Source organism: Cryobacterium sp. TMT1-62, from assembly GCF_004403145.1.
Classification (GTDB): Bacteria; Actinomycetota; Actinomycetes; order Actinomycetales; family Microbacteriaceae; genus Cryobacterium; species Cryobacterium sandaracinum.
Genome location: NZ_SOGZ01000047.1, coordinates 141,997 through 167,747, shown reverse-complemented (window position 1 = coordinate 167,747; position 25,751 = coordinate 141,997). Strand labels below are relative to the sequence as shown.

General features: G+C 61.2%; 26 protein-coding genes, 2 tRNA genes and 1 pseudogene. 13 read left to right on the top strand and 16 right to left on the bottom strand.

Annotated features, from left to right (window positions below):
• The 4 genes from E3T34_RS14580 to E3T34_RS14565 all read left to right on the top strand — a co-directional run.
• Positions 1-431, top strand: a 431-nt coding sequence (locus tag E3T34_RS14580; RefSeq protein ID WP_206750601.1) for a GNAT family N-acetyltransferase, incomplete at its 5' end; no start/stop codon positions are given.
• A 151-nt stretch (positions 432-582) separates the two neighbouring features.
• Complete coding sequence (locus E3T34_RS14575) at positions 583-1,299, top strand: hypothetical protein (RefSeq protein ID WP_134343395.1); 717 nt, start codon at positions 583-585, stop codon at positions 1,297-1,299.
• A 317-nt stretch (positions 1,300-1,616) separates the two neighbouring features.
• Entirely contained in the window at positions 1,617-1,979 is a 363-nt protein-coding gene (locus tag E3T34_RS14570) for a GntR family transcriptional regulator (RefSeq protein ID WP_134343394.1), read from the top strand.
• 107 nt (positions 1,980-2,086) lie between these two features.
• Positions 2,087-2,509 carry a YkvA family protein gene (locus tag E3T34_RS14565; RefSeq protein WP_134343393.1) on the top strand — a complete coding sequence of 141 codons (423 nt, stop codon included), beginning with the start codon at positions 2,087-2,089 and terminating at the stop codon, positions 2,507-2,509.
• A 129-nt stretch (positions 2,510-2,638) separates the two neighbouring features.
• On the opposite strand, the gene E3T34_RS14560 is transcribed toward E3T34_RS14565, so the two are convergent.
• Positions 2,639-3,295, bottom strand: coding sequence for a CatA-like O-acetyltransferase (locus tag E3T34_RS14560; RefSeq protein ID WP_134343392.1), 657 nt, complete (start codon positions 3,293-3,295; stop codon positions 2,639-2,641).
• A 96-nt stretch (positions 3,296-3,391) separates the two neighbouring features.
• On the opposite strand from E3T34_RS14560, the gene E3T34_RS14555 reads away from it, so the two are divergent.
• On the top strand, positions 3,392-3,928 hold the full coding sequence (locus E3T34_RS14555; protein WP_134343391.1) for a GNAT family N-acetyltransferase: 537 nt from the start codon (positions 3,392-3,394) through the stop codon (positions 3,926-3,928).
• A 34-nt stretch (positions 3,929-3,962) separates the two neighbouring features.
• Here E3T34_RS14555 and E3T34_RS14550 read toward each other — a convergent pair whose 3' ends face one another.
• The 3 genes from E3T34_RS14550 to E3T34_RS14540 form a co-directional block, all read right to left on the bottom strand.
• On the bottom strand, positions 3,963-4,400 hold the full coding sequence (locus E3T34_RS14550) for an ASCH domain-containing protein (RefSeq protein WP_134343390.1): 438 nt from the start codon (positions 4,398-4,400) through the stop codon (positions 3,963-3,965).
• 76 nt (positions 4,401-4,476) lie between these two features.
• Positions 4,477-5,091 carry a recombinase family protein gene (locus tag E3T34_RS14545; protein ID WP_134343389.1) on the bottom strand — a complete coding sequence of 205 codons (615 nt, stop codon included), beginning with the start codon at positions 5,089-5,091 and terminating at the stop codon, positions 4,477-4,479.
• 438 nt (positions 5,092-5,529) lie between these two features.
• A complete protein-coding gene (locus E3T34_RS14540) occupies positions 5,530-6,357 on the bottom strand; it encodes an SDR family oxidoreductase (RefSeq protein WP_198412294.1) in 828 nt (275 codons plus the stop codon).
• A 421-nt stretch (positions 6,358-6,778) separates the two neighbouring features.
• Here E3T34_RS14540 and E3T34_RS14535 point away from each other — a divergent pair, with 421 nt between their 5' ends.
• Together E3T34_RS14535 and E3T34_RS14530 are read left to right on the top strand one after the other, a co-directional pair.
• Complete coding sequence (locus E3T34_RS14535) at positions 6,779-7,900, top strand: IS30 family transposase (protein ID WP_304992554.1); 1,122 nt, start codon at positions 6,779-6,781, stop codon at positions 7,898-7,900.
• Between the two features lie 193 nt (positions 7,901-8,093).
• Entirely contained in the window at positions 8,094-8,603 is a 510-nt protein-coding gene (locus tag E3T34_RS14530) for an ASCH domain-containing protein (RefSeq protein WP_134343406.1), read from the top strand.
• A 241-nt stretch (positions 8,604-8,844) separates the two neighbouring features.
• Here E3T34_RS14530 and E3T34_RS17005 read toward each other — a convergent pair whose 3' ends face one another.
• From E3T34_RS17005 to E3T34_RS14495, 5 genes are all read right to left on the bottom strand, one after another.
• On the bottom strand, positions 8,845-9,003 hold the full coding sequence (locus E3T34_RS17005; protein ID WP_134343388.1) for a carboxymuconolactone decarboxylase family protein: 159 nt from the start codon (positions 9,001-9,003) through the stop codon (positions 8,845-8,847).
• A 107-nt stretch (positions 9,004-9,110) separates the two neighbouring features.
• The gene (locus E3T34_RS14520; protein ID WP_134343387.1) at positions 9,111-10,013 is read right to left on the bottom strand and encodes an alpha/beta fold hydrolase; all 903 of its coding nucleotides are present in this window, start codon (positions 10,011-10,013) and stop codon (positions 9,111-9,113) included.
• A gap of 620 nt (positions 10,014-10,633) precedes the next feature.
• On the bottom strand, positions 10,634-10,843 hold the full coding sequence (locus E3T34_RS14515) for a DUF2945 domain-containing protein (RefSeq protein WP_104099967.1): 210 nt from the start codon (positions 10,841-10,843) through the stop codon (positions 10,634-10,636).
• Between the two features lie 86 nt (positions 10,844-10,929).
• A complete protein-coding gene (locus E3T34_RS14510) occupies positions 10,930-11,463 on the bottom strand; it encodes a DUF488 family protein (RefSeq protein WP_134343386.1) in 534 nt (177 codons plus the stop codon).
• A gap of 1,155 nt (positions 11,464-12,618) precedes the next feature.
• Positions 12,619-13,638 carry a type I glyceraldehyde-3-phosphate dehydrogenase gene (locus E3T34_RS14495; protein ID WP_104099970.1) on the bottom strand — a complete coding sequence of 340 codons (1,020 nt, stop codon included), beginning with the start codon at positions 13,636-13,638 and terminating at the stop codon, positions 12,619-12,621.
• A 368-nt stretch (positions 13,639-14,006) separates the two neighbouring features.
• Here E3T34_RS14495 and E3T34_RS14490 point away from each other — a divergent pair, with 368 nt between their 5' ends.
• Both E3T34_RS14490 and E3T34_RS14485 read left to right on the top strand, forming a co-directional pair.
• Complete coding sequence (locus tag E3T34_RS14490; RefSeq protein WP_370247178.1) at positions 14,007-15,206, top strand: IS30 family transposase; 1,200 nt, start codon at positions 14,007-14,009, stop codon at positions 15,204-15,206.
• A 179-nt stretch (positions 15,207-15,385) separates the two neighbouring features.
• Positions 15,386-17,164, top strand: coding sequence for a glycoside hydrolase family 15 protein (locus E3T34_RS14485; RefSeq protein ID WP_134343384.1), 1,779 nt, complete (start codon positions 15,386-15,388; stop codon positions 17,162-17,164).
• On the opposite strand, the gene E3T34_RS14480 is transcribed toward E3T34_RS14485, so the two are convergent.
• Positions 17,151-18,194 carry an SMP-30/gluconolactonase/LRE family protein gene (locus E3T34_RS14480; protein ID WP_241977424.1) on the bottom strand — a complete coding sequence of 348 codons (1,044 nt, stop codon included), beginning with the start codon at positions 18,192-18,194 and terminating at the stop codon, positions 17,151-17,153. The genes E3T34_RS14485 and E3T34_RS14480 overlap by 14 nt on opposite strands.
• Here E3T34_RS14480 and E3T34_RS14475 point away from each other — a divergent pair.
• From E3T34_RS14475 to E3T34_RS14465, 3 genes and pseudogenes are all read left to right on the top strand, one after another.
• Positions 18,129-18,929, top strand: coding sequence for an SDR family NAD(P)-dependent oxidoreductase (locus E3T34_RS14475; RefSeq protein ID WP_104099972.1), 801 nt, complete (start codon positions 18,129-18,131; stop codon positions 18,927-18,929). The genes E3T34_RS14480 and E3T34_RS14475 overlap by 66 nt on opposite strands.
• Positions 18,930-18,954: 25 nt before the next feature.
• Positions 18,955-19,851 (top strand): SDR family oxidoreductase, encoded by an 897-nt coding sequence (locus E3T34_RS14470; RefSeq protein ID WP_104099973.1) that lies wholly within the window; start codon positions 18,955-18,957, stop codon positions 19,849-19,851.
• A 365-nt stretch (positions 19,852-20,216) separates the two neighbouring features.
• A pseudogene (locus E3T34_RS14465) lies at positions 20,217-20,462 on the top strand (integrase core domain-containing protein); the annotation flags it as partial.
• On the opposite strand, the gene E3T34_RS14460 reads toward E3T34_RS14465, so the two are convergent.
• The 4 genes from E3T34_RS14460 to E3T34_RS14445 all read right to left on the bottom strand — a co-directional run bounded on the left by E3T34_RS14460 (position 20,386) and on the right by E3T34_RS14445 (position 24,016).
• Positions 20,386-20,928 (bottom strand): hypothetical protein, encoded by a 543-nt coding sequence (locus E3T34_RS14460; RefSeq protein ID WP_134343383.1) that lies wholly within the window; start codon positions 20,926-20,928, stop codon positions 20,386-20,388. The pseudogene E3T34_RS14465 and the gene E3T34_RS14460 overlap by 77 nt on opposite strands.
• Before the next feature lie 572 nt (positions 20,929-21,500).
• Positions 21,501-21,574: transfer RNA gene (locus tag E3T34_RS14455), tRNA-Ile, on the bottom strand.
• A gap of 99 nt (positions 21,575-21,673) precedes the next feature.
• Positions 21,674-22,918, bottom strand: a complete 1,245-nt coding sequence (locus E3T34_RS14450) for a glycosyltransferase (RefSeq protein WP_369827935.1) — start codon at positions 22,916-22,918, stop codon at positions 21,674-21,676.
• A 183-nt stretch (positions 22,919-23,101) separates the two neighbouring features.
• A complete protein-coding gene (locus tag E3T34_RS14445) occupies positions 23,102-24,016 on the bottom strand; it encodes a DMT family transporter (protein WP_104099975.1) in 915 nt (304 codons plus the stop codon).
• A gap of 41 nt (positions 24,017-24,057) precedes the next feature.
• Between E3T34_RS14445 and def the strand changes: the two genes are divergently transcribed.
• On the top strand, positions 24,058-24,624 hold the full coding sequence (gene def, locus E3T34_RS14440) for a peptide deformylase (RefSeq protein ID WP_104099976.1): 567 nt from the start codon (positions 24,058-24,060) through the stop codon (positions 24,622-24,624).
• Positions 24,625-24,664: 40 nt separating this feature from the next.
• Here def and E3T34_RS14435 read toward each other — a convergent pair whose 3' ends face one another.
• On the bottom strand, positions 24,665-25,543 hold the full coding sequence (locus tag E3T34_RS14435) for a sensor histidine kinase (protein WP_134343382.1): 879 nt from the start codon (positions 25,541-25,543) through the stop codon (positions 24,665-24,667).
• 88 nt (positions 25,544-25,631) lie between these two features.
• Positions 25,632-25,704, bottom strand: a tRNA-Asn gene (locus tag E3T34_RS14430).
• Between the last annotated feature and the right edge of the window lie 47 nt (positions 25,705-25,751).

Genomic DNA, 25,751 nt, shown 5'->3' with positions numbered 1-25,751 from the left:
ACTTGATCGGTCTTTCCAAGAATCACGCGGTGGCCGCCTTACATCGGTGCAACACGCCCATCAGGGCCGGGGGTTACACCACGCTATTGGACGCAACCCTCCACAGCAGATATGCCGCACAGACCGTGGGGCAGTCTGATGACGGTTCCCAATGGTGGCTGAACTGGATAGTCACCTACCGAGACACCGGTGAGCCGGTCGGTTTCGTGCAGGCAACCGTCGAGTGCGACGGTTCAACGCTCGTGTCTGAGATCGCCTGGGTCATTTCGCCGAGGCGCCAAGGCCAAGGCATAGCCTCCGAAGCTACCCAGATGATGATCGGATGGTTGCGAGCACACGAGGTTAACCGTTTCACCGCACATATCCATCCGGAGCACCAGGCCTCGATGGGCGTCGCTCGAAATCAAGCACTACGCCCGACCTCCACCTAGAAAGACGGCGAGAACGCTCCGGAGAGGGTTCGCCGATCGGACACGAATGGTCCCGCGCTTACTTGCACTGTTTCGATAGCACAATCTTGTACTACTTTTACAGCACAATGCTCGCGATGCTCGCGAGGGATTCGATCTTCTGGGGGCCTAGATGAACTTCCTCTTTCTCTTCGTGCACGCCGTTCAAGATCTACTACCTCTGGAAGTGGCCATCACCTTCGGCCTGGTCCTCTTCGCTCTGTCGTGGGTTCGACCCCGGCGCATGGTTTCACTCCCCCAGACCGGGCGGCGCACGGCCACTCTCACCTGGGCGGGAGTGGCGGGTTCCTTGCTCGTGGTTGTCGTCGCGACGGCAGTCAGCGCGATCGCCGTGTCAACGCCTGACGTATCCGGGTATGACGGTTGGTGGCGCAAGCCGGCTCCGCTATTCGCGGCGACACTCGTGGTGGCTGCGGCGGCCGTAGCGCTTCGACGGATGCCACTTCCCGCGCCGGGAGAGCGTTCAATTGTTCCCCGCCGCCCGTGGCATGCGTTTGCGTCTCGTACCTTGCTCTGGATCTCCGGAATCACCGCGACGTTGCTCGCACTGACGGCAGCGTGGCAGATTGCGATCGCCAGGACGGCGCCTGCAGACGGACCGTTTTTCGGGAACGTTCCCGACTACACCAACCTCCCGATCTACATGAGCTTCAACAGCGGCTATGGGTACCTGTCCGGAGCAGGATGGCCGAACCATCTCGCCACTCTCGTCGTGCTGGCACTGGCCTGCACCGTCTTTTTCGCCGTGCTGCACACGGACGCCAACCGGCCCGTGTTCGCCCGATCGACCGCCTCCAGCGTGCGCTCGGAACGAGAACTAACCGCTTGACTGTTCACGTTCATCCTGCTCGGTGGACTCATCACAACGCTCGGAGCCGTGTGGATGCACACCGGTTCCTCCGGGCAAGCTCTGGTCGGATTAGACGAGCAGTGGGTATCCGACAATGCGTCCTACCCGCGCATTCTCGTAGCCGGCGGCTACGACGCAATCGCCCGCCCTATGAACCTCCTGGGCTATGCACTCCAGGCCGGCGGAGTCGCGTTCCTCCTCCGACTTGCAGTCGACACCGCCCGAGCCGCACTCGCGACACGACGCTCACGCCTCGCAACACCGGAGCATGAAGTCTCGACCAACGGACCACGGCGATGACCGGGACCACGCCAAGCTCTGCGGATGAAATCGATGCGCTCTTCCGCGGAGCGATCCGCTCCGGACAACTCGGTGACGGCGAACGCCTGCCAACCGTCCGACAAACCGCTCGAGATTTCAGCGTCGCACAGGCCACAGCCGCAAAGGCCTACAAATCTTTGGAACGCGACGGACTCATCGTCACCCGCACCGCCGCCGGCTCCCGCGTGGCCCCTGGCGCATCCCGGGCGCCACAGGCGGTCATCGAGCACGCCCGCGCACTCGCGGAAGCAAGCGAAGGCGCACTCGTCACCCTCGAAGACACCATCGCAATCCTCCGCGCAGTCTGGCGAACAGAGGCGACGCACCCGCCCGCATGACGTTCCCGCGCAGGGCTCAGCAGTCGTCCCCACTGCGAGAATCAGAACATGACCTCAACCGCCGCTCGTGAAGCCATCGCGATCATTCATCTGCGCGGCGGCACCTCATGACCACCTGGTGGGAAGTCGCGCTCGGCGTGTTTGGCGGGTTGCTGGTGCTGTGGCTCGCCCTCGTTCTGGTCCTTTGGATCGAACAGCGCAGGCATGCCGGCGGTGCTTCGCTTTGTGACCTCCTTCGTCTCGCGCCCGACGTCGCACGGCTACTCAAACGCCTCACGGCCGATCCAACCCTGTCGATTGGCGTTCGAATCTGGCTTACCGTTCTCTTGGTCTACCTGCTGTCGCCGATAGACGTCATTCCGGATTTCGTCCCTGTTCTCGGCTACGCGGACGACGCCATCGTTGTCGCGATCGCACTTCGATTCGCGACTCGTCGGGCAGGCAGCGATGCGGTCCAACGGCACTGGCCAGGAACACCCGAAGGGCTAACGGCCGTTCTCCGTCTGGCCGGTTTGAAATCCTCCGCATAACGCGCGTATTCGCTCGTGGGTCCGCACCCGTCGGGCAAGCACCGGTGCACTCCCATGATCGGTACTACTCAACGGCTCCGGTGCGTCTGTCACGGAATCGATCCTCTGTGGGCAACCGCTGAGGGTTCGTTATTTGGAGAGCCACGACGGGTCGGAAAAGAGCGCTTGCAATTCTTGAACAAGGCGAGCCGTATGGAAACCGTCAGCCGCCGCATGGTGCACCTGAATGGCGACAGGCATCACGGTTCGCCCCCCAGTCTCCCGGTACCGACCCAGGGTGAATATAGGCAAGAGATGCTTCCAGCCGTCGCGTATCTGCAAACTGAACCCAGTGAATGACGTCCACGGGATGCTCGATATGTCAAACACATTTGCGGGCATATCCGGCTGCGGCTGAAACGACGTGGCATTACGGTATCTAGCCAAGACGTCGACCGCCTGCTGGTGGAAGGTCGAGAAGTCAGCGTGGAAGGGAGACCAGACGTTGGCAAACGTCTCTCGCTCGGGGTTGAAAACGGTGAACGCAGGGTGCACAACATCCCAGGTCGCCGGGACCTTCTCGCCAGTGAGGGTCATCCGAAACTCGACGTGACGATTCACTACTGAGGCAATGGCCCAGATCTGCGCGATATAACTTTTCCACGGAACGACGCGGAGCGCCGCCACCATCTCCGTGACGTCGAGTTCCACCGTGATGGCGTAAGTGCACTCGACGCGCGTGAGGTAGTGCTCGAAGTGCTCCCGCCGAGGCCACTTGTCCAGATCGATCGCGCGCGCTTCTGTCATGCCCACGAGCCTAAGGCTGGCCCCCCTCCCCATCGGTCAGCCCAGTGAACGTTCGACCTACGGGTAGGTCCTGAGCTGGAGTGGGAGGATCGAACGGTGCGACGTCTTTCCAGTCTCGAGGACCACTTCCGGATCACCGAGATCGAGCGAGCTGCTGGCGAAATGTTCCGCAACATCAACATGGCGATAATCGCCGATGATCAACCGATCAGCAGGCAGGATTTCCAGCACTTCGTCACGAACCATGGAGCGTTTGTATGGCTGGTCGACGATGTGATCGTCGCCTACGTGCTCCTCGAGCAGGTTGACGGAGCTGCCCATATTGAGCAGGTCACGGTCCACCCGGAGCACGCGCGTCAGGGCATCGGAGCGCAACTGATTGCCGTGGCTGACTCGTGGGCACGGGAACGCGAACTCCCCGCCGTGACGCTGACCACATTCCGAGACGTTCCGTGGAACGCGCCATACTACGAGCGCCTCGGCTTCCGTGCTTTCTTGCCACGTGAATGGGGCCCGGCGATGAGCGCTCGAATGAATTCAGAAGCTGCGCGAGGGCTCGAAGCCTGGCCGCGCGTGGCGCTGATCCGAACCGTGAGCAAACTCAGCGCACCAGAAGCCAACGTTCACGAGTAATCGCCCGCACGGCGTCGGGCTGCCGGTTTGAGGGCTATCGCTTTGCTTGGCCGAGCGCCTCAATCAATTGGAACCGCTCCAGCACGACGAGCGTGTCGTCATCGACTGTGAAGGTTGGGCTGTTGAGGAAGGCCCGCATCTCCGTGCTGTGCCAGAAGGCTTCGTGACCGCGACGCCAGGCTGCTATGGAGACGAATCCTTCGCCCTCGTCGTGCGCATGCTCGAGGCCGACGTCAGCGAGTCGGACAATCTCGACCCCAATTGTCTGAATGGTCGCCACGGCGAAATTGTGTGAATCAATGACCGTCTGCTTGTTCCCGATGACCGGCAACGGTTCGTCCTCTATCGAGTACTCCACGCGGGTCGAGCTTGTCGATGTCTTTGTGCCGGCCAGGATTGAGGCGACCAGCCGATCCCGAATCGGGCCTGGAAAACCGAACTCAGCAATCGGGAATTCTCCGTGGTTAGTCATGAGGTGATCCTAGGTGCCGAGACTCGCGACCCTGTGCCGTAGGGCGTTCCTTTCTGACACTCACCAGGTGGGGCCACTACTTCTTCGATAGGAGCTTCGCACCGTCCGACCGCAGCTCCCCCGCAGGTGAGACATGGCGGTACAAGGTCTGCCGGGTGATCCCGAGCTCCTTGCAGAGGTCGCCAACCTTCGTTTCCTTCTGACCCATCGCGGCCATGGCCAGGCGGACCTTGGCCGGCGTCATCTTGAACGGCCGCCCGCCCGTCCTCCCCCGTGCTCGAGCTGCGGCAAGCCCGGCGACAGTGCGCTCAGAGATGAGCGCCCGCTCGAACTCGGAGAGAGCAGCAAAGATTCCGAAGACGAGCTTCCCCGGTGCCGTCGTGGTGTCGATCGCTGCGCCCTCTCCGGTGAGCACCTTGAGGCCGATGCCACGGTCGGTGAGGTCATGCACCGTATTGACCAGATGCCGCAGGTCTCGACCGAGCCGGTCCAGCTTCCAAACCAGGAGCGTGTCACCATGACGCAGCGCCTTCAGGCAAGCCGCCAGGTGTGGCCGGTCGTCCTTCTTACCGGATGCCATGTCCTCGTAGAGATCCCCTGCAGCGACGCCGGCGGCCAGGAGTGCGTCTCGTTGTAGATCAGTGCTCTGCGAACCATCAGCTTTTGACACGCGCATGTATCCGACGTGCATACTCGACCCCTGTCATTTAAACGTCCGATTGCGCGACAGAGGCGGCTCACCCTCGAGGAAGACAGAAACTGTCACACAACCCGTCATCCAGCCTCCGTATCGCAAACAACGCAGAAATAGTCCAAAGTGACGGCTACAGGAGGGCCACCCATGTCACATTCCGAACCCGGTTTTGTGCGATCGCTTGATGACCCATTGAGCTGAGCTCGCAGACTCCACAGCGGCCCGAGTGTCTCGTATCCTGTGGGGTTTCGCGACGGTCATTCGGCCAGCGCGGCAGTTCGTCGCCGAGCCGATCCGGAATGGCGGGCGGCTCTTGCCACCGATGATGGGTCCTGGCGGTGGAGCAGTTGGAGGCTCGAACTAAATGTTGGTCCCACCGACGTTGTGAGCGCGATCGGGGGGAACAACACCTAGCCCTCGGTAGGGGCTGGTCTACTAGATGCTGCGGTGGTCGCGTACCGCAAGTTCAAGGGCCTCGAGGCCGGGCGCGAGGGCGGCATCCACCGCCATCGGATCGGTGATATTAAGTTGCTGCATCTCGCGACGACTCTCCGGTGCGGTGTTGATTTCATGTTCGCCAGCCTCGAGCGCAGCGATGAGGTCGGTGATGACGTCCTCGAGCGGTCGACGTCCCCACCCGAGCTCGGCACCGGCGGTCTGTGAGGTCATCATCGCCGTGTCGGTCGCGCCCGGATAGACGGTTGCCACATGCACACCCGTTCCGATCAACTCTCGGCGAAGCGACTCGCCAAACTGCGAAATACCCGATTTCGTTGCAGCATAGATCGAGTAGAACGGCATGCCGACGAGCGCAATCCCGCTTGAGATGTTCACAAGGATGCTGCCGCGTTCTTTCCCGCTGTGCCGAAGCGCGGGAAGCAGGGTCTTGGTCAACAGAATCGGAGCAGTGAGATTCAGATCGATCATCGAGTGGACATCCGCATCGCTTGTCAATTCGAGCCTGCCCGCGCGCACATTTCCGGCGTTATTGACGAGAAGATCAACGATGCTCCACGACGAGACCAAGTCTGCGATCCGCTCAACAGCGCCAGGCTGAGTTAAGTCTTCAACCAGGACCTCAGTGGTTCCGCCTTTGGCGGCCACGAGCCGCGCAGTTTCTGCGAGAGTGTCCAACTGCCGACCGACGAGCAGCAGATGACCCCCACGGCGACCAAATTCGAGGGCGAGTGCCCGACCAATGCCCTGCCCCGCGCCCGTGATGATTCCGTGCCTTTTGGTGAGGTCCAAATTACTGAGATCCATGGACTGGCTACTTTCCGTTGATTGTGACTGGCTGACGGCAGCGGGTATCTCCGACTACTCTCAGACGTACTTCCACCACAACCGGACACCACCGTCTTTTATTCACGATCCAGCGACCGCTTATCCCAATGTCACCGGGGCAACCTGCAGAGTCTCGTTGCTGATCTGACCGAGGCAACCGATAGACAGCCATTGCTCCGGCGGCCGCGTCTTTGGTTGGGGGTCTGACCAGTAATGGAACGGTACCGAGGCTACGTCCGCGATGCTCGGCCGCAGCCCCACCGTCTCATATCCCATGGGTGGCGAGTTCAGGTGGTGAGAGCAACACCCTGAGTTCTGTGGGGTGTTGTCGATGGCTCGACCGTGGTCGCCTTTGAGCGTCCGTTTGTCGTTTTGGGATGGGCTGGACGCGGGGCTATCGGTGGCCGTCGCGGCGCAGGCTGCTGGGGTGTCGCGACCGACTGGGTATCGTTGGTTAAGCCAGCATCAGAAGGTGCTGCCATCACCGGTTCAGGATTTCAGTGTTGCCCGTGCCGGACTCTTATCGTTGCGAGAGCGCGAAGAGATCGGATTCCAGCTCGCCCGCGGTCAAGGGGTGCGCCGCATCGCCGCGGCTCTGGGCCGGGCGCCATCAACGATCAGCCGGGAGGTGGCCAGAAACAAGGTCACTGGCCGCTACGTGCCGTCGCTCGCGCAGGAGCAAACCTGGGCGCGGGCTCGCCGGCCCAGAGCCCAGAAGCTGGACGGGTTAGCGTTACGGGAACAGGTCACCACGATGCTCACCGATCGGTTCAGCCCGGAACAAGTCGCGGGCCGACTGAAAGTCGAGCATCCGGAGAATCCGGAGATGCAGGTGTCACACGAGACGATCTACCAGGCCCTCTACGTGCAGGGCCGCGGATCGTTGCGCCTGGAAGTTGCCACCGCGTTGCGCTCAGGGCGCGTAACACGGCGGCCGCAGAGGCCGGAGGGTCCGCGGCCGCAGAGATTCCGGGAGATGGTGATGATCTCCGACCGCCCGCTGGAGATCGAGGACCGCGCCGTTCCTGGGCACTGGGAGGGCGACCTGATCATCGGCTCGACCTCGTCGAAGTCCGCGATCGGAACACTCGTCGAACGGACCACGGGATACGTGATGCTGCTGCATCTGCCCGGGGATCACACCGCTCGCACGGTGGCCGACGCGATGATCGTCGCGATGAACACTCTCCCGGAACAGCTGCGCCGTTCGACCACCTGGGATCAGGGAGCGGAGATGTCCCGACACCAGGAAATCACGATGGCGACCGGGATGCCGATCTATTTCTGCGATCCGCACTCGCCCTGGCAGCGTGGCAGCAACGAGAACACCAACGGGCTCCTGCGCGAGTACTTTCCGAAGGGTACCGACCTGTCCTTCCACGGGCCCGGGATACTGGAAAACGTTGCCGCGGAGCTCAACCGCCGGCCCCGCAAACGCCATGGCTACCGAACGCCCGCAGAAGTCCTCGCCACGCTAATCTCGAACCCAACAAATCAAACCGGTGTTGCAGACACCACTTGAATCCGCCGGTTTTGAGGCGCGTAGGTTACGAGAAACTTCGCATATAGACCGGGTCGCTATGAGGGAGGGCTCCGCGTCCAATTCTCAGAGTCCCGCAAGAGGAACCCGCTACAGGAGGCATCACCGAGGCATGACGAATCGCTATGCCGTGCCGTCCTCAGTGGTGGAATTATCATGTGGCAGGCTCTATGGAATGACTGCTCATGAAATTCCCGCCGCTTCGCCCGACACCGAGGCAGGCGCGGCGTTGTGGGCTGCCTACGCCGCAGCTCGTCCTGATGCCGTGCGAACCTGCCCCGAGTACACCGTGGAGCACTTCGGCGACTCGGCGCGCTTGGCCGACGAACTGCTGCGGGATGTTACTCACGGAGCTAAGCGGGCCACTGCGGAGCTCGCCGCCGCGTTCGCCGCAGACGGCGACAAATTGCCCAGAATCGGCTCGCACTGGATCGCTTGTGACAGCACGGGAGCCCCGCGCATTATCGTGCGCAGCACCGAATATCGCTTGGGCACGTTCAGCAGCGCCGACGAATCATTCGCATGGGATGAGGGCGAGGACGACCGCTCTCTGGCCAGCTGGCGGGGCCAGCACGCGAAACACTGGACTCGTACTTGCGCCGCGCGAGGCGCCGTCTGGAGCGAGGACGACGAGATCGTAATCGAGCGATTCCGCGTTGTGTGGCCGCTCGCCTTGGCCGACTGAAGTGTAAGACATGCCTTCACCTCAACGTGAGTGTGTCCCGCAAACGGTTCGCTCGGACGAGGTGGGAAGAACAACTAGGCGGCGAGGCGTCAGCTGACTCGCTCTCTGGTACGTCTGAAGATTCACAAACGCCAGTCCTTCGCCCAACAATAGAACGATCGTGACCCCTTCAGGCGGCTTGGACGACGCCGCGTTAGCCGGACGTCGCTCGAACCACAAGCTCGGCGCCTCCTCCCTGCCTCTAACACATCGAGGCGGCGCTGAGCGCCGCCCGGGCTTCGCACCCGTGCATGTCCAGGCAGTACGCGCATCCATCGATCTGCGACGCGTGAATTTTCACCAGCGCCGGCAGAGCTTCACCCAGGCTTCCCGCGTGGATGTATTTCTCTAGGGCGAACATCGGTTTCTAGGCCTCGGGATCGACATCACCGACGGAGAGTCGTTGCTCAAATGACATTGTCGTTACCTTTCTGTCAGTGTTCATGGTGCTTGTACGTAGAACGACCGCTATTGCGCATGTCGTCCAATGAAGTCATCGATCAGATGCGCCACGGTGTCCAGCTGCTCATCCAAGGCGAAGTGCCCGGTGTCAAGCAGGTGCAGCTCAGCAGCGGGAAGATCATCGAGGTATGCTCGTGCGCCTGCTTCAGAGAAGAACTGATCGTTGCGCCCCCAAGGCACAAGCATGGGGGGCTGATGTTCGCGCATCCACGCTTGCCACGCTGGATACAACACGACGTTGGACTGGTAGTCATAGAGCAGGTCGAGCATGATCTGGTCTCGCCCGGATTGATCGAGCCAGTGCTGATCCAAAGTCCATGAGTCAGGATCGACGAGCTCTGGGTGCGCGGTCCCTTCGAGATGCTGGGAGCGCGTCGCCGCAGCTGTTAGCGCTCCGCGGATAGCGGTCTCCACCCCCTCTTGATCTGCCCAGTACCGAACCACAGACTGCATATTCGGCCCCAGCCCCGCCTCGTAGGCGTTGCCATTTTGCGCGATGACCCCCTGTATCCAATCCGGATGTCGCGCCGCGATGCGATACCCGATAGGAGCGCCAAAGTCGAAAACGTACATGAAGAACGCGTCAATGTTAAGGGTCACCAGAAACGCTTCGACGACCTCGGCAATGTGATCAAAAGAGTAAACAAAGTCGCCGCCGCCGGTGCTCGAGGCAGGAGCGCTACTGTAACCAAACCCCGGATAATCCGGTGCGATGAGATGCACCCGGTCGCTGAGCCGATCCATCAGGCGCGCGTACTGGTGCGACGCAGCAGGGAACCCATGCAAAAGCACGAGCGTCGGCCCATCCGCCGGACCCGCTTCCCGATAGAAGATCTCCAACCCATCGACTGTGACAGTGCGATGCCGCACCCCCGTGAGCTGATCAGTTTCCGTGGTGAATTCGGCCATACTGTCCTCGTTTCGCCTGCTTGTAACTACAATTCAGACTTTCACCCGCGGTACTTCATGTCAACACGCCCACAAAGTGGTGCCATTTTCGCTCTCCCAGACGAGATAGAAGATGACCACGTTTACCCCCCAACTCACCTCTACCCGGACTGCGGCGTACACCGTAATCGACCTCAAAACTGACAGGCGAGCCACCGACCTGATTTAACAGTTCGGCTTCACCTCAGCGCCCATCGTCATCATCTGCGCCGTGTCCGGGTCAGGATTACTGACCCGACTGGATCGTCGAGCTAGCAGCAACAGTTCACTCGGACTGAGTCGGAGAACGCACCTATCTGACAAGGTCGTGGGGCTGGTCTCGACCTCTTGAGTGCGCACGGTCTTTAATATCTTTGACGTGAACGGTGACACCGAACTCGCGTATCGTCTGCCCATCGACCAAGCCGATCCACTACCACCGATGGCGTCCACTTTAACCCGTGTCTGCCCGTGCCAGGACGGCGGTGTCAGCCACCGTTCCCGCGAATGTCGCCATCTGATCCGTGGTCGTTTTCCAAGACTGCCGACAATCACAGAGGTGCTCACGCTCGCCGTTTGTCTGCATTGGTGGTCACGAATGGCTAGATTTTCGTCAGGGCCTCGCCCTTATGCATCGCCACGTGGTCGGTCGTGTCGCTCGTGATCTCGTACTGCGGATCATCGGGACTGCAGCGGTGAGTGTGCCCTTTGTATTCCACGTCTATCGTATGAATTTTCGCGATGGTGCCGTGCACATGGCCGGCCTCGGAGTTCCAGCGCACGTGATCGCCGACTGAGAATTTTTTTGTCATTGGTATGCCTTCCACTGCCATAATCTTGCTGGATCTTTCGAGCGTATTCGCTGCACCATCTTGCTTCGAATTGGCACCCTCGGGTTTCACCCTTCCGGTGGATACCAGAGGCGGTTACCATCGACTTTCGCGAAGCTGGTGAGGGTGTGGGGCTTGGTCGAGGTCAGGCTCATGATGTCGGCAACCTGCAGACCGCGAGCCAGCAACGCGTCTCCGATCAGTGATCGGTGACAACGCCAGGGCACGGCCTCGGCACACATGATCGCCACCGTCTGCTTCTTCGTCAGCGCCACCAACTCGTCAACGCCGGCAACGAACTCGGGCGTTTGCATGTAGTCGGCATAGTTGCGAAAGCTTCTGTTACGCCACGCTCCGTTGATAGATGCTTCTGCCGCCGGAGTATGCCGTAACCCGCCTAGCTCGGGAAGTCGCTGATAGTCAATACCTGCCTCCGGCATGCTTGTGTCGAGTTCGTGTTCCCCAAATTGTGGGTTGTGACGAGACCCGGGAACGGTGCGAACGTCGATGAGTCGTTCGACACCATTTGCTTTCAACATTCCAACGAACTCATCAACGGGATGAGTGGAATGCCCGATCGTGTACACACAGATTCCGGCCATGTTCCCATTGAACCGCACGTGCTGAAGCCCGCATCAGAAATGTCAGATTTATGCGCCCGACACTCGGCTCCGCGATAAAGGGCGCAGCCTCGTATGGTGGCATCGCTCTGTTGCCGTCCTGAAGCCATCGGTAACCTGATCAGTGACGAAGCTTCTTCGTTCCAGCCCGCCGGTTCACGCGGAAAAGGTGTTGTTCCCTTTGACGTTGTGAGCACGGTCGATGGGTGATTTGCCGCCGATGCCGGTATGCGGTCTGTGGTCTGTGGTCTGTGGTCTGTGGTCTGTGGTCTGTGGTCTGTGGTCTGTGGTCTGTGGTCTGTGGTCTGTGGTCTGTGGTCTGTGGTCTGTGGTCTGTGGTCTGTGGTCTGTGGTCTGTGGTGATTGTAGCTATGGATCCAGTCTTGGTAGGTGGGACAGATCGATGCCCGTAGTACTCGTTGAATCAGGGCTCCACGCTCGGCATACAGTGTTTGTTAGCGCTCACTGATGACGAGCTTGGTGAAGCGGCATAGGCGGCGCCCTCGCTGGCGATGCCGACCTTCCCCCGCCGTCGACCAACCGGTCCTCCACTCCGAACAGGTATGCATCGACCATGTTTTCGTGCACTTTTGTTGAGGGCAGCAGCGTGATGTTCACGCTGCTGCCCTGACCGATCAACCGCCGGATCGCCGGGATGCCCTCCGTGATCATCAGATTGGGCCGGTCGGCCGCGGCCCATAACCGCTGCGGTAAGTGCGCCCGTTCCCGCGGTGTTGTGGGCCAAGTCGGGTGCCACCTCCATCAGGTATCGTCACCAGCATCCGTGCCTTCATACACGCCTCGTAGCAGGTCCGCCGCCTGCCGCAGATCGATGAGGACCAAAAATCTTGTACACGAATTGGGGAGCCAAGGCCGTAGCATCCGCTGACGACTCGGTGTGAGCCCGAGCCAGTGCGTGACTACAGTCGGTTGAGCCGACGATCACCTTCTCGAAGATCGACGGGTTCGAGATGACCGTTCAATCCACCCTCACGCATCATCCGCTCGCACTTGCCGGAAATAAGCCAGCTTCATCGACTGTAGTCGAGCCAAATTACTCTGCCCTGAAGCCCCAATATCGCTGATCGGGCTACGTACCCTGTGGAAGGTGATATCGAAACCTCAGTGTATTTCTCGTCACGGAGAGGTTTCCCCGCTGGAAGGTAACCCGAGGGTGGCCCTAGCCTCGCGGATCATTTGGTGGGTGAAGCCCCACTCGTTGTCGTACCAGGCCATGATCTTAATCAGGGTGCCGTCCACCACCTGCGTCAGATCAAGGTTCACCACGGCGGCGCGTGAATCGCCGATGATGTCGGAGGAGACCATCGGGTCCGCCGAAACGCCGAGGATGCCTTGATACCGGGGCGTCTTCGCCTCCTCGATGAACACAGCGTTGACCTCCTCTACGCTGGTTGGGCGGGAAGTGACAATGACAATGTCGGCAATGGAACCAACCTCGATCGGGGCGCGGATCGCAACCCCGGCGAAGAGCCCGGTCAACTCCGGCAATGCCCGGATTGTCGCCTGTGCAGCACCGGTAGGAGCGGGCACCAAGTTCGCTCCACCCGCCCGCCCACGTCGGAAATTGTCACTCGGAGAGTCGACCAGGCGCTGGGTCGCGGTGTATGCATGAATTGTGGTCATGATCGCACGCTCCACCCCCAGACGCCTTGTCGCGATCTCGATGACCGGTGTGATGCAGTTCGTCGTGCAACTGGCGCAAGAGATGATCTGCGGATGCCCATCCGGCCGGTTCACCCCGTGCACAACCGTCGGGACGGATTCGGACTTCGTCGGGGCAGACAAGATGACGAACGACGCGCCCGCCTGAATATGCTTGGTCAGGTCCTCCGCCCGAGTGAAAGCACCAGTGCACTCCAGCACTAGATCGACTCCGAGCTCCCGCCACGGCAGCGCCGCTGGGTCCCGTTCGGCAAGAACAACCACCCGGTGGCCGTCGATGACAAGTGCATCAGCCTCCACAACAATCTGACGGTGGTACCGGCCGTAGACCGTGTCATACCGCAGCAGGTAGGCAAGATTCTCAATTGACGCCACATCGTTGACCGCAACAAGTTCCAGATTCTCTGAATCGAGCAGAATTTTTAATGCAGCCCGCCCGATTCGACCCAACCCATTGATCGCCACTTTCGGCATCTGAGATCCTCCTGATTTCCAATCATTTTCACGTCGCAGGTTTTGCACGAAAAAATAGATTCCTATTTCATGCTGCGCCTCCCCAACAGCTTTCGTCAACAAGCGAGAGCACATCACCGGGATCACTTGTCGGTGCAGGTACCCGAGTGTTTGATGGAATCACGTCAGTCTCGCGGCTGTATGTGCTCACTCTTGGTGGCGGCTACGTTGGCCCGTACACCGCACGGGGTTGCCAAAGCACCTGTTCTCGGCACCAACGACAATCACCCGGTTACATCCCCGTGAGTGGTGTGGTTTCCGGCTTCTAAGTGTTGCTACGTCAACGTAAAGAGCCACCGGGGAGTTCCAAGGGGTCGTAGCAACACCGTTTGAAGGAGGTGCTGTTAGTGGCGTCGAGGTTGGTCATGAAGGTCCGCGAGAACTTGTTCTGGGATCGGGTTCGGGAAGGCATGTCGGCATCGGCCGCGCGTGAATCTATAGGAATGGGTCGCAAACAGGGATATCGATGGATCAAAGCCGCTGGCGGACGGATACCCATTCCGACGGTTGCGTCTTCGGGACGTTTTCTAGGCCAAGAGGAACGTCTGCGCATCGCGGATCTGAGGTTGGGTGGTGCAGATGTCCGGGCAATCGCGCAGGATCTGGGTCGTGCCGCGTCGTCGATCAGTCGGGAGCTGCGCCGGAACGCACACTCGGCAACGCGCAGCTATCGGTCCTGTGCCGCACAGAAACGATGTGAGATCAGAGCGTGCCGGCCCAAACCCGGCAGGCTCGATGTCCGGCAGCTTGCCGCTGTCGTTGAGGAACGCTTGCGGAAGAGCTGGAGTCCGCAGCAGATCAGCGACGACCTCGCAGCCGCGTTCGCCGGCCAGGACGAACTGCAGGTATCCCACGAGACGATCTATCAAAGCCTCTACGTGCAAAACCGCGGTTACGTCGGAGTCCGCCCGCACCGGCACCTACGACGAGGGCGATCAGCTCGAAAATCGCGAGCCGCACATCTCATTACCCCCGGTCGAATTCGCGACAAGGCGCTGTTGAGTGAACGGCCCGCTGAGGCCAACGACCGAGTGATTCCCGGGCATTGGGAGGGCGATCTCATCGTTGGCTCGGCGTCAGGATCCGCGATCGCGACCCTCGTTGAACGCACGACCCGATTCGTCGTCTTGGTCCACCTGCCCAACGGCCATAGCGCCGCGGCGCTCCATGACGCGCTCATCGGCGCCCTCAACCTCATGCCCGTGATGCTGCGGCGGTCATTGACCTGCGATCAGGAAAGCGAACTGGCACGGCACGTTGAGATCACGAAAGGGACGGGCGTTCCCGTCTTCTTCTGCGATCCGCACTCGCCCTGGCAACGCGGCACGAACGAGAACACCAATGGCCTCCCGCGTCACTACTTCCCCAAAGGCACCGATTTGAACGCGCACAGCGCCCGACGACTCCTCGAAGTCGCCACCGAACTCAACGAACGGCCCCGCAAAACCCTCAACCGAAGCACCCCAGCCGACCTGCTCAGCAGGCTAACCTCGAAGAAAGAAATAACTCCCGTTGCTTCCACTCCTTGAAACCGCCCATGAGTTGCGACACAAATAGGTTTCGAGATACGAAAGCGCAACGGGGTGCTCGGATGCCTCGACCTGTTGGCTCGGCATAAAACGCCGCATGCTCAACGAGCACCGTCGGTGCATCGAGGCTAAGCTCGAGGCGGTTCAGTTCACGGATGTCGTCGACGAGTGGGAGGCGAATGAGCTCTCAACGCCGGGATGGCTATACGGACTTACGCTCGTACGCTGCGATCGGTGACGGACGCACGGTGGCGTTGGTCGCACTGGATGGCGGCATCGATTGGCTTCCCATATCGGCACTCAACTCTACCCCTGTGTTCGCGCGGCTGCTGGACGCACGAGAGGGCGGCAGCATTGAGCTCGCGCCCGCGGGGACCTACACCGTCACGCGCCGGTATGTCCCCGGAACCAATGTGCTGGAGACCACCTTCACAACGGATGCGGGTGTCGCCCGAGTCACGGATGCTCTCGTTAACGGATTCGCCGGCCGGCTTCCGTGGGTGGAGCTGGCGAGGCGTGTCGATGGCATCCGTGGTGCCGTGCGTTTCCGATGGCGCGTTACTCCCGGTACGTGCCTTTCGACTGCATCGCCATGGGTCGACACGACGATTCACGGAAAGGTCATCCGCGTTGGTAGCGTGACGATTGCGGTGCGCGGACTGGCGCATGGACCGCGCGGGGGTGGCAGCCGCGCACTGGCCGGAAGCTTTACGACGGCGGCGAAGTCCCGCCACCTCATCACGGTTGCGGGTACCGCGAACGAACCGGTTCATGTGCCGGTGCCCGAGTTGACTGACGAGAGTGTGAACCGCACGATCGCGAGCTGGCAATTGTGGTCGCGTGACTTCAACTACGACGGGCCATGGGCGGACGCTGTCCAGCGCAGTGCTCTGGCTCTCAAACTACTGATCTACAGCCCGACGGGAGCAATTGCGGCGGCGCCGACGACATCGCTTCCCGAGAACCTCCGTGGCGGCAAGAACTGGGACTACCGCTTCGCGTGGGTGCGGGATACGGCGTATACGGTGCGTTCTCTCGTTCGTTTCGGCCTTCGCGAGGAGACCCACGCGGCGGTCGCATGGCTGCTTCGCACGATCAGGGAGTGCGGCCCGGAGTTGCACATTCTTTACACACTGGACGGCGCTGTTCCCGGTGATGTTGTAACCCTTGACGTGCCGGGGTGGCGCGGAATTGGACCGGTCACCATTGGTAATCGCGCAGCCAACCAGCTGCAGCTCGGGGTATACGGTGACCTGTTCAATGTCATGCGTGTGTACGTCGAGGCCGGAAATGTGCTCGATGTGGATACGGGCTTACTGCTGGCTTCACTCGCCAACCACGTGGCGGACATCTGGCGACAGTCGGACTCCGGGATATGGGAACTCACCGAGCAGCGCCACTACACCTCGTCGAAGATGGGATGCTGGCAGGCCCTCACCGACGCGACGCGCCTCTGCGAGATGGGCCAGATCCCGGGAGACCCCACACACTGGCGATCCGAATCCGAACTCATCGCAGCGTGGGTACGCGAGAACTGCTGGTCCGAAGCGCGAAAGAGCTTCACGGCCTGGGCGGGCGGCGACGATCTGGACGCATCCGTACTCCTCCACGCGGCCAGCGGGTTCGACCGAAGTTCGCGGATGTCGTCGACGATAGACGCAATTCGTACGGAACTTGGCGATGGTCCACTCACGTATCGCTACACCGGGGCCGCCCACGAGGAGGGAGCATTTGTTGCCTGCTCGTTCTGGTTGGCATCCGCACTCGCATGCGTCGGTCGCAATGACGAGTCCGTCGTGCTCATGGACGAGCTCATTGATTTGGCGAACGATGTGGGTCTCTATTCGGAGATAATCGATCCGAGCGACAACGCCTTTCTAGGTAACCTGCCACAAGGGCTGAGTCACCTCGCACTCCTCAATGCCGCAATCACAATCGAGGAACTCACCCGCGACTGAAGAACGGAGTGGGTTGGCGTCCTTGAGTGTCCGTTTGAATCGCAAATACGCTACCGGACAGCGGATACGCCTCTAACTGTGCTTGCGTCAGGTTTTCGCGCGCGCTTGCAACATACAGCATGGAGAGGTCGGCGCCACCAAATGCAACAGAGGTGAGGTTCAGTGCCGGTATATCGATGGCGAAGACCTCAGCGCCATTCGAGTTGTAGTGCACGACCTTGCCGCCCCCGTACAGCGCGCCCCAGAAATTTCCGTCCGTATCGATCGTGAGGCCGTCGTGCGGTGCGCCGCGGGTGAACACATTCACATCCGTGATGTCGCCGTTCGCGCTGTACGCGCCCGTGTAGATCGTGCCGACACTCGTGTCTGTAAAGAAGATGCGACGACCGTCCAGGGACCATTCCAGCCCGTTCGCGACACCGATACCGCCCCGGAGCAGACGCACGTCCCCATCACCGGAAACCGAGTAGAACGCGCCGACCGGATCGTCATTGAAAAGGTTCATCGACCCAGTGATCCACCGGCCCGCTGGATCAACCTTTCCTTCATTGAGCCGGAGGCCAAGGCGACTGTGATGGATCTCTGCGACTGTTCGGATCAAGTGACCCGAGGAATCCGTCACGACGATTCGATCTTCGAGCGACACGATGAAACCCGGACGTCCTCCTATTTCTGCAACGGAAAATGAGGCCACAGGCGGGGGCAGCGCGATCGTGTCGTCAGCCGAGCCGTCCGCGGGCATGCACAGCGGACTTCGGTGGATGAGCCCCGCAGTGATGTCGCACCAGAGCATTGCGGGATGGTCCCCGCGAGCATCCCAGATGAGGCTTTCCCCCAGGATCGCGCCGGTGCTCCTGAATACCTCCGGGTCTCCAACGGCATTGCACACTTGAATACCACAACATTGTTGAGCGGCGATGTCAAGGAATAGAAAATTGTTGAGTGCGCGGCGTACGGTGAAATCATGGATCTTGGTATCAAGGGAAAAATAGCGCTCGTCTCCGGCGGCGACTCGGGGATCGGCTGGCACACCGCTCACCGACTACTTGCCGAAGGCGTCACGGTAGTCATCACCGATCAGTACCAGGACAAACTGGATGCGGCGGCCGAGCAGCTGAACGCGAAACCGAATCAGCTGTACGCATTCACTGCCGATATCACCAGTGTCGACTCGATCGCGTCCCTTCGAGACAGGGTGCTTGACGCGGTCGGCGACATCGATATCTTGGTGCAGTCAGCAGGTATTACCGGCGCCCAAGGCCTCTTCCATGAGCTGACGGACGAGGGCTGGATGGAAACGCTCCTCGTCGACCTGATGGGCCCGGTGCGGCTCGTCAGCGCCTTCCTGCCGTCACTTCGCAAGGGCGGCTGGGGCCGGCTCGTGTTTCTGGCGTCCGAGGACGGGGTGCAACCATACGACGACGAACTGCCGTACTGCTCGGCGAAAGCCGGCGTCCTCGCGCTTGCCAAAGGCTTGTCTCGCAGCTACGCCATGGAAGGGTTGCTGGTCAACTGTGTGTCACCGGCGTTCATCCATACCCCGATGACGGACGCGATGATGAAGAAGCGGGCACACAAGCTTGGCATTTCGATTCCGGATGCGATCACCACCTTCCTCGATGAAAAGCGCCCATCCATAGAGCTAAAGCGCCGCGGCACACCGGACGAAGTGGCCAGCGTGGTCGCGTTCCTTTGCTCAGATCTCGCTAGCTTCGTCAACGGAGCGAACTACCGCGTCGACTCCGGCTCTGTAGCCACGATCTAAAGCCCCGCCCCACGAAAGGAACATCATGGCGACCGACCAATACTCCCTCATGGATCCGCGCACACGTTACCCCTCCATTTCTCCACCCATCCAGCAACAGCCAGAGCCGGGCATCCAAGCGAACATGGACCCGGTGCCAGACCTCGGAGAGACAAGTTACCGCGGCTCTGGGCGGCTTACCGGACGCAAGGCGCTCATCACTGGTGGAGACTCCGGAATCGGCGGTGCAGTCGCCATCGCATTCGCCCGGGAGGGCGCCGATGTTGCAATCTCCTATCTGCCGGAAGAGGAAGAGGATGCTCGCCACATCGTCGGCCTGATCAAAGAGGCCGGCCGTACTGCTGTCGCATTCCCTGGTGACCTAAAAGACAAAAATTACTGCCGGGAACTGGTCGAAGCTGCCGTCACCGGGCTGGGCGGCCTGGACATCGTCGTGAGCAACGCCGGAAAACAGGTCTTCGTCGAAAAACTGGAAGACATCAGTGACGAGCAATTCGAGGACACCATGCGCACGAATGTGTTCGCGATGTTCTGGATCATCAAGGCAGCCGTACCGCATCTGAAGCCCGGCTCGACCATCATCGCCACGGCATCCTTGGAGGCCTACCACCAGCTACCGTTCCTTCTCGACTATGCGACCACGAAAGGCGCCATCAACAACTTTTCAAAGGCGCTCGCGCAGCAACTCGCGCCCCGCGGCATCCGCGTCAACGCAGTGGCTCCCGGCCCCACCTGGACGGCGTTACAAGTGACGCAGGGGTATCCGCCCGAGAAACTGCCCGAGTACGGCAAGGACAACCCACTCGGCCGCTCCGGACAACCAGCCGAACTCGCGCCCGCCTATGTATTCCTCGCCTCCGGAGAGTCCAGTTTCGTCATCGGAGAAACACTCAACGTCAACGGAGGAATGCCGACACCCTAGAAAGTATCGGGCGCAGCGGTTCAATCGGGGATAGATCAACTAATCGGCCGCGTATCTACGTCAGCTTCGGCTCTCGAAAACGGGACCCACGACTGATGGGCGTTCAGATCCTGCGAGGAACACCCTGCTATTAGAGGTCAGACGCGGGTCTTCCACAGATCCGATGTTCTGGCAACGGCAGCTTTTCAGTGAGGTTCGACTAGGACCGTTGCATAACGTTCCCCAGCATCCGACGGCGGTTTCAAATGGTGGAAGCAACAGGGATCTTCCCCATCAGCACCGCCATAAAAATCCGACAGCCCCAACCGTCGGCTCTGGCTGCTTGACCATCATCATGGACGCCGCATCATTTTCTACTGCCGGATACGTCGGCCGAGTTTCGGGCCCTGGTGACCAGTCTTGGCATGCGCTCCTCGATGGGTCGCACGGGCGTGTGCTGGGACAACAGCATGGCCAAGAGTTTTTTCTCGACGCTCAAGAACGAGCGCGTCTACCGCACCGCATACGCGACGAAATCACAAGCTCGAAGCTACGTTATCCGGTATATTGCATGCTTTTACAACAGCCGACTCCGGCACTCCGCGCTGGGATATCGCCGGCCTTATAACGTCCTCGATAAATCTGCTCACATTGGGCGAGCAGAAGAGCCGCTCGGTCAAGGTCGACTTCGCCCGCGACGCTCTCGAGGATCTGCACGGCCACGTCGAACGCCTCAGTTAGAATCTGCGCCCGGTGAGAGCCGTTCTCGACGTCACCCTTGTGCAGCGACAGCTCAGCGATGCCAAGGGCTGCCGCCGAGTCGTGAGCATCGAATCCACCGAGCGCGATGCGTACACGGAAGTCAACGGCTGTTCCCGCCCGCGCGACATCCACTCCGGGAAGGGGCGGCAGGATCACGCTACTCGCCGCGAGCTCGATAAGGCCCAGCGCGTCGGACACTGCACGCGCCCCGTCAGCTCCGATCTTGAGAGCTAACAGGATAGGCGAGATCCCGTCGATGTACGCGCGGACGGGCGAGCCGGAATCCCCCAGGTGCTCCGTGAGGCTCATGCGTCGTGCCGCGGAGACAGTGGCCACTCGGGAACGCTCAGCCGACGCCACGATAGGCGCAGGTCCTGGGGCGGCGTCGAAACAGCCATGTACTAAAGCTACCGTCCGCACCCCGAAGGCGAGGGCGTGGAGGGGTTGAGGCCGGGAGTAACCAGAACGTGCGCAGGTATCGGTAGTAGAACAACGCCCCTGCTGGGTGCCCGGCCGTGTTGAAGGAACCGACCTCCAGGCCGCTCTCCAGGCAACTGCGAGTCACTTACGGTGCCGACATCAGGGACCTGCGGTGGGCAGCAGTCGCCGGATAGCTCGCCCGTGAAGACTGCTGGACCATCTCCACCAACTTGATCAGCCTCCACTGGCCGATGACCCTGTGGTCAATCGGTATCACTGATCCATAGCTTCGTCGGCAGTCTTATTGGCCGACCCTAAGCCTCGGAGACACTGGACGTCCATTGCTTATCCAAAACGACGGGACGCGCAACCGAGTTTTGCGCGGAGCTCAAACCTAGACCGGAGTCTAGAGCGGAGGTGGGTGCAATCCGACTAGGCGAAAGACCCATTGTAATAAAAATAAATCTCGATCAGCGGTTATTTTAAAGTAGGGCGGCTGGGACTTGAACCCAGGACCGACGGATTATGAGTCCGCTGCTCTAACCAGCTGAGCTACCGCCCCAATCGACGCAACTGCTCTGACGAGTGTGCGACCGATTCTGTGGTGATCGGGTGGTTCACCGGGTTCAACGATACAGGCTCGAAAGGCGGGCTCGCCCGCCTACTCCGCGCCGCGGGCGGCCGCGTCGGAAGTGACCGCGTCGATAACCGGTTCCCCGCGATACAGGCACTCAAACGTGTTCAGGGTGCGGTTGATGTCGTGCACACCGATGAGCCGGAGGGAACTGTTTTTGAGCGCGTTCAGGTCGTCGGGTGCGGCCGTCAGAACTGTCGTGAGCTTGTCGGCGAGGTCCTGAGCGTTTCCGGGCTCGAACAGGTAGCCGTTCTGGCCATCGTGCACGAGGTGTGGGAGCGCCATGGCGTTGGCGGCCACGATCGGCAATCCAGACGCCATCGCCTCCATAGTCGCGATGCTCTGCAACTCCGCGATCGACGGCATCGCGAACACCGTCGAGCGGGTGTAGGCGGTCGCCAGTTCGGCATCCGTCACATAACCCGTGAACGTGACCCGACCACTGAGTCCGAGCGCCTGCGACAGATGTTCGAGGTTGCGCTTCTGGTCGCCGCCACCGACGATCTCCACCTTCACATTGAGGTCGGGCGAGAGCAGGACCACGGCCTGCAGCAGCACGTCGATCTGTTTCTCGCCGGTCACGCGGCCAACGAAAAGGATGCGGTTCTCGGTGCGTGGCGCGAAAGTCGGCGAGTAGTTGTGGGCGTCGATGCCGCATGAGATCGCCAGCACGCCCTCGAGGCCGGTGTAGCGCTCCAGGAACTGGGCGGCTCGCAGGGTCGGTGTGGTGACCGCTTCCGCCCGGCCGTAGGTACGCCTCGCAGCCCGCCAGGCGGCCTTGATGAGGCGATCGTGCAGGCCCTTTGGGACAAGGGTGAATTCCAGCATGTTCTCTGGCATGAAGTGGTTCGTGCCGATGATGCGGATGCCGCGCTTCGCTGCCTCGATCGTGACGGCACGACCCACGTTGATGTGGGACTGGAAATGGACGACATCCGGCTTGACCGTATCAAGGATTTTCCGGGTCTCTCGCGGAATGAACCACGGCAGGGCGTACCGCAGCCAATCGTGCGGGTACCAGCGCCAGCTCTGCAGACGGTGCACGACCATCGGCTGGCCTTCATGCACCTCGGTCCACGTGCCGAACTTGCGTGACGCGGCTGGAGCCATGATGTGCACTTCGTGCCCGCGGCCCACCATCCCGGCGGCAAGACGCTCGGCGAACCGGGCCGCGCCGTTCACGTCGGGGGCAAAGGTGTCCGCCGCGATCAGGATGCGGAGAGGCTTCTTCGCCGGCTCGCGGGGGCACGACTCGCTCGGCAAATCGGTCAAATCTGACAAAAGACAATGTCCCAACGTAAGTGAGCCGGAGTTCGTCATCCGGCGATAAATCATGTTTTCGACGGCGCGTACGCTGACGAAGTCTTCTAGAACCCTATTCTAATCCGGTGCTGCAACAGCCATACCGGGGGCGGCGCGCCCACGCGGACGCCCAACGGAGTGCTTGGAGCGCCGTCAGTCGTCGGCGAGAGGGTGATACCGGGCCAACAGGAAGACCCCGACGATGGCGACGACACCCGCGACGAGGAAGGCGACAGCCGCCCACGGCGGAGCCTGTTCGATCTCGCCCAGAACGACGATGCCGATGCCGACGGCGATCAGCGGATCGATCACGGTGAGTCCGGCGATGACCAGGTCCGGCGGGCCGGACGCGTAAGCGTTTTGCACGAAGTAGGCGCCGAGCACCGCCGCCAGCAAAAGCCCGATGACGCAGGTCAGGGTCAGCCACTCGAAGTTGCCGTTCTGGGTTCGGTTGATGACGACCTTGGCCAGCGTCGCGACGAACCCGTAGAGCACCCCGGCGCCGACAATGTAGAACATCGCCTTGAACTGGGTACGCAGCTTGAGGAACGCGACGCCGAAGAGGGACAACACGACGCCGAGCACGATCAGGATCGTGATCAGGTTGCCGTCGGTGACTGGTTTGTCCACGGCGGTGAACGCGGCCACTGTGACGAAAAGGGCCACGCCGCCGACGCACATCGCGATCGCGATCTTCGACGCGCGGTTGACGGGGACCCGGGTGATGCGGGAGTTCAGGATGGACGTGATCACGAGGGCGACGGCGCCGAGCGGTTGAACCATGATGATGGGGGCGAAGGCCAGACTGGAGAGCTGGAAAACGATCGCCAGCCCGAGCATTATCGTGCCGAAGACCCAGGAAGGCCGACCGAGCAGCAGCATCAACTGGCGCGGGTTGAGTCCCCCGGTGACCTCAGCCGTTTTGGCCTCGACCTTCGTGACGCCGCGATGCTGGAATTGAGCTCCCAGCGACAGGAATACGGCACCCACCAGGGCGAGTGGAATCCCTATTGCCTGACGTGGATTGATTGCGATTTCCGCAGCCAGGTCGGTCAGGTCGGGGTTCACTCAAACGAGCCTATCGAGAACCGGCCCGTTATCCTTGAAGAATGGCCGTTCGTTCGATAGCAATTTCAGGAGATCCCGTTCTCCACTTCCCCGCCCTTCCCGTCACTGATTTCGACGATGATCTGCATGAACTCGTGCGGGACATGTTCGAGACAATGGATGCCGCGCCCGGCGTCGGTCTGGCGGCGCCGCAGGTGGGAGTGCCGCTCCGGCTCTTCACCTACAACTACCTCGATGACGACGGCCACCTGTGGCGTGGCGCGGCCATCAACCCGGAACTGTGGATCACCCCGGTTCCCTCGGGCGAGGCCGACGAGAACGAGGACGTCGAGGGCTGCCTGTCTTATCCGGGCGAACGCTTCCCGCTGCTACGCTCCCCCTCCGCCAGCCTGCGCGCGGTGGACCTTGAGCAGAAGCCCTTCGAGATTCACGCCGAAGACTGGCTGGCCCGCATCTTCCAGCACGAGTACGACCACCTCGACGGCACCCTGTACGTGGATCGCCTCGAGCACTTCTACGCCAAGATCGCCTTCAAGGTGACCCGCAAGCGTGGCTGGGGCACGCCCGGGCTCAGCTGGATGCCCGGCGTCGACAACCTTGAAGATTGACCAGGTAGGCCCGGCCTGATCCGCTGGCCCGGCGAAAGAATCAGCCGCGGTCGAGGTCCACTCCGTGGATGCCGTTGTGGAAGCGCAATGACGGGAAGATGGCCGTGACCGTGAACCCGACGCCGGGCACGGTCCCGGCGTTGAAGATGCCACCGAACATCGCGGTGCGCTCGCGCATCTGGGTGATGCCTGCCCCGGCTACGTTCGCACTCAGCGCCTTGAGGTCGTCGTCGATCGTGTACTTCGTGCGCGCGGCGAAGTCGGCGGCGTCGGCACTGTCCCGGCGAGCCACCGCACGGATGCCGTCATCCGCGACCAGCAGCTGCAGCCCGTCCTGAGTCCACGAGATCGTGACCCGAGCCTCCGTGCCTCGTCCTCCATGAGTGAGGGTGTTGGCCAGCGCGCTCTGCAGGATACGGATGACGGCCAGTTCGGCGCCCGGCTTGAGCGGGAACCGCTCGCCTGACTCGGTGAAGACCACGGTGACGCCCGCGTCACGCATGACTCGGAACAGGTCCTTCGCCGACTGCAGGCCCGGCTGGGCGGCGGAGACAGATTCACCCTCGCGCACGATCGTCAGCACGCGGCGCATGTCGGCCAGCGCCACCCGGCCATCGTCGACCAATGCCGTCGCCACCCGCACGGCGCTGGACGGGTCGCTCTCGGCCGTGTAGCGGGCACCTTCGGCACGGGTGATCAGCCGCGCGACGGACAGCACGGCCACGTCCTGAAGATCCCGGATGATGCCGAGCCGGCCCTGTTGTTCGGCAAGAGACAGTTGCAGGTCAATGCGTAGCCGTTCGGCCGCCGTGCGGTCGAAGACCACGCGCCGGGCCCGGACAAGGGTGACCAGCCAGAGGGCGAGCAGCCCGACGACGAGCACGGCCAGAACGGTGCTCACGGTGAGCCAGGACTCCACGGATGCCGCCTTTTCTGCGACCGCGTCGCACGGAAGTGAACGGGATACAAAAAAGGCCACCAGGGGTGGAGCCCTTGGTGGCCTTTCGCTCCCCGACTTGGACTCGAACCAAGAACCTGCGCATTAACAGTGCGCTGCTCTGCCAATTGAGCTATCGAGGAATGTCGCTTGAACAGCTCTGTTACTTTATCAAAAGTTGGTGATCTGC

Coding starts and splice junctions, on each gene's coding strand:
- E3T34_RS14575 (WP_134343395.1), top strand. CDS start 583: ATGAACTTCCTCTTTCTCTTCGTGCACGCCGTTCAAGATCTACTACCT.
- E3T34_RS14570 (WP_134343394.1), top strand. CDS start 1,617: ATGACCGGGACCACGCCAAGCTCTGCGGATGAAATCGATGCGCTCTTC.
- E3T34_RS14565 (WP_134343393.1), top strand. CDS start 2,087: ATGACCACCTGGTGGGAAGTCGCGCTCGGCGTGTTTGGCGGGTTGCTG.
- E3T34_RS14560 (WP_134343392.1), bottom strand. CDS start 3,295: ATGACAGAAGCGCGCGCGATCGATCTGGACAAGTGGCCTCGGCGGGAG.
- E3T34_RS14550 (WP_134343390.1), bottom strand. CDS start 4,400: ATGACTAACCACGGAGAATTCCCGATTGCTGAGTTCGGTTTTCCAGGC.
- E3T34_RS14545 (WP_134343389.1), bottom strand. CDS start 5,091: ATGCACGTCGGATACATGCGCGTGTCAAAAGCTGATGGTTCGCAGAGC.
- E3T34_RS14540 (WP_198412294.1), bottom strand. CDS start 6,357: ATGGATCTCAGTAATTTGGACCTCACCAAAAGGCACGGAATCATCACG.
- E3T34_RS14530 (WP_134343406.1), top strand. CDS start 8,094: ATGACTGCTCATGAAATTCCCGCCGCTTCGCCCGACACCGAGGCAGGC.
- E3T34_RS17005 (WP_134343388.1), bottom strand. CDS start 9,003: ATGTTCGCCCTAGAGAAATACATCCACGCGGGAAGCCTGGGTGAAGCT.
- E3T34_RS14520 (WP_134343387.1), bottom strand. CDS start 10,013: ATGGCCGAATTCACCACGGAAACTGATCAGCTCACGGGGGTGCGGCAT.
- E3T34_RS14515 (WP_104099967.1), bottom strand. CDS start 10,843: ATGACAAAAAAATTCTCAGTCGGCGATCACGTGCGCTGGAACTCCGAG.
- E3T34_RS14510 (WP_134343386.1), bottom strand. CDS start 11,463: ATGGCCGGAATCTGTGTGTACACGATCGGGCATTCCACTCATCCCGTT.
- E3T34_RS14495 (WP_104099970.1), bottom strand. CDS start 13,638: ATGCCGAAAGTGGCGATCAATGGGTTGGGTCGAATCGGGCGGGCTGCA.
- E3T34_RS14485 (WP_134343384.1), top strand. CDS start 15,386: ATGAGCTCTCAACGCCGGGATGGCTATACGGACTTACGCTCGTACGCT.
- E3T34_RS14475 (WP_104099972.1), top strand. CDS start 18,129: ATGGATCTTGGTATCAAGGGAAAAATAGCGCTCGTCTCCGGCGGCGAC.
- E3T34_RS14470 (WP_104099973.1), top strand. CDS start 18,955: ATGGCGACCGACCAATACTCCCTCATGGATCCGCGCACACGTTACCCC.
- def (WP_104099976.1), top strand. CDS start 24,058: ATGGCCGTTCGTTCGATAGCAATTTCAGGAGATCCCGTTCTCCACTTC.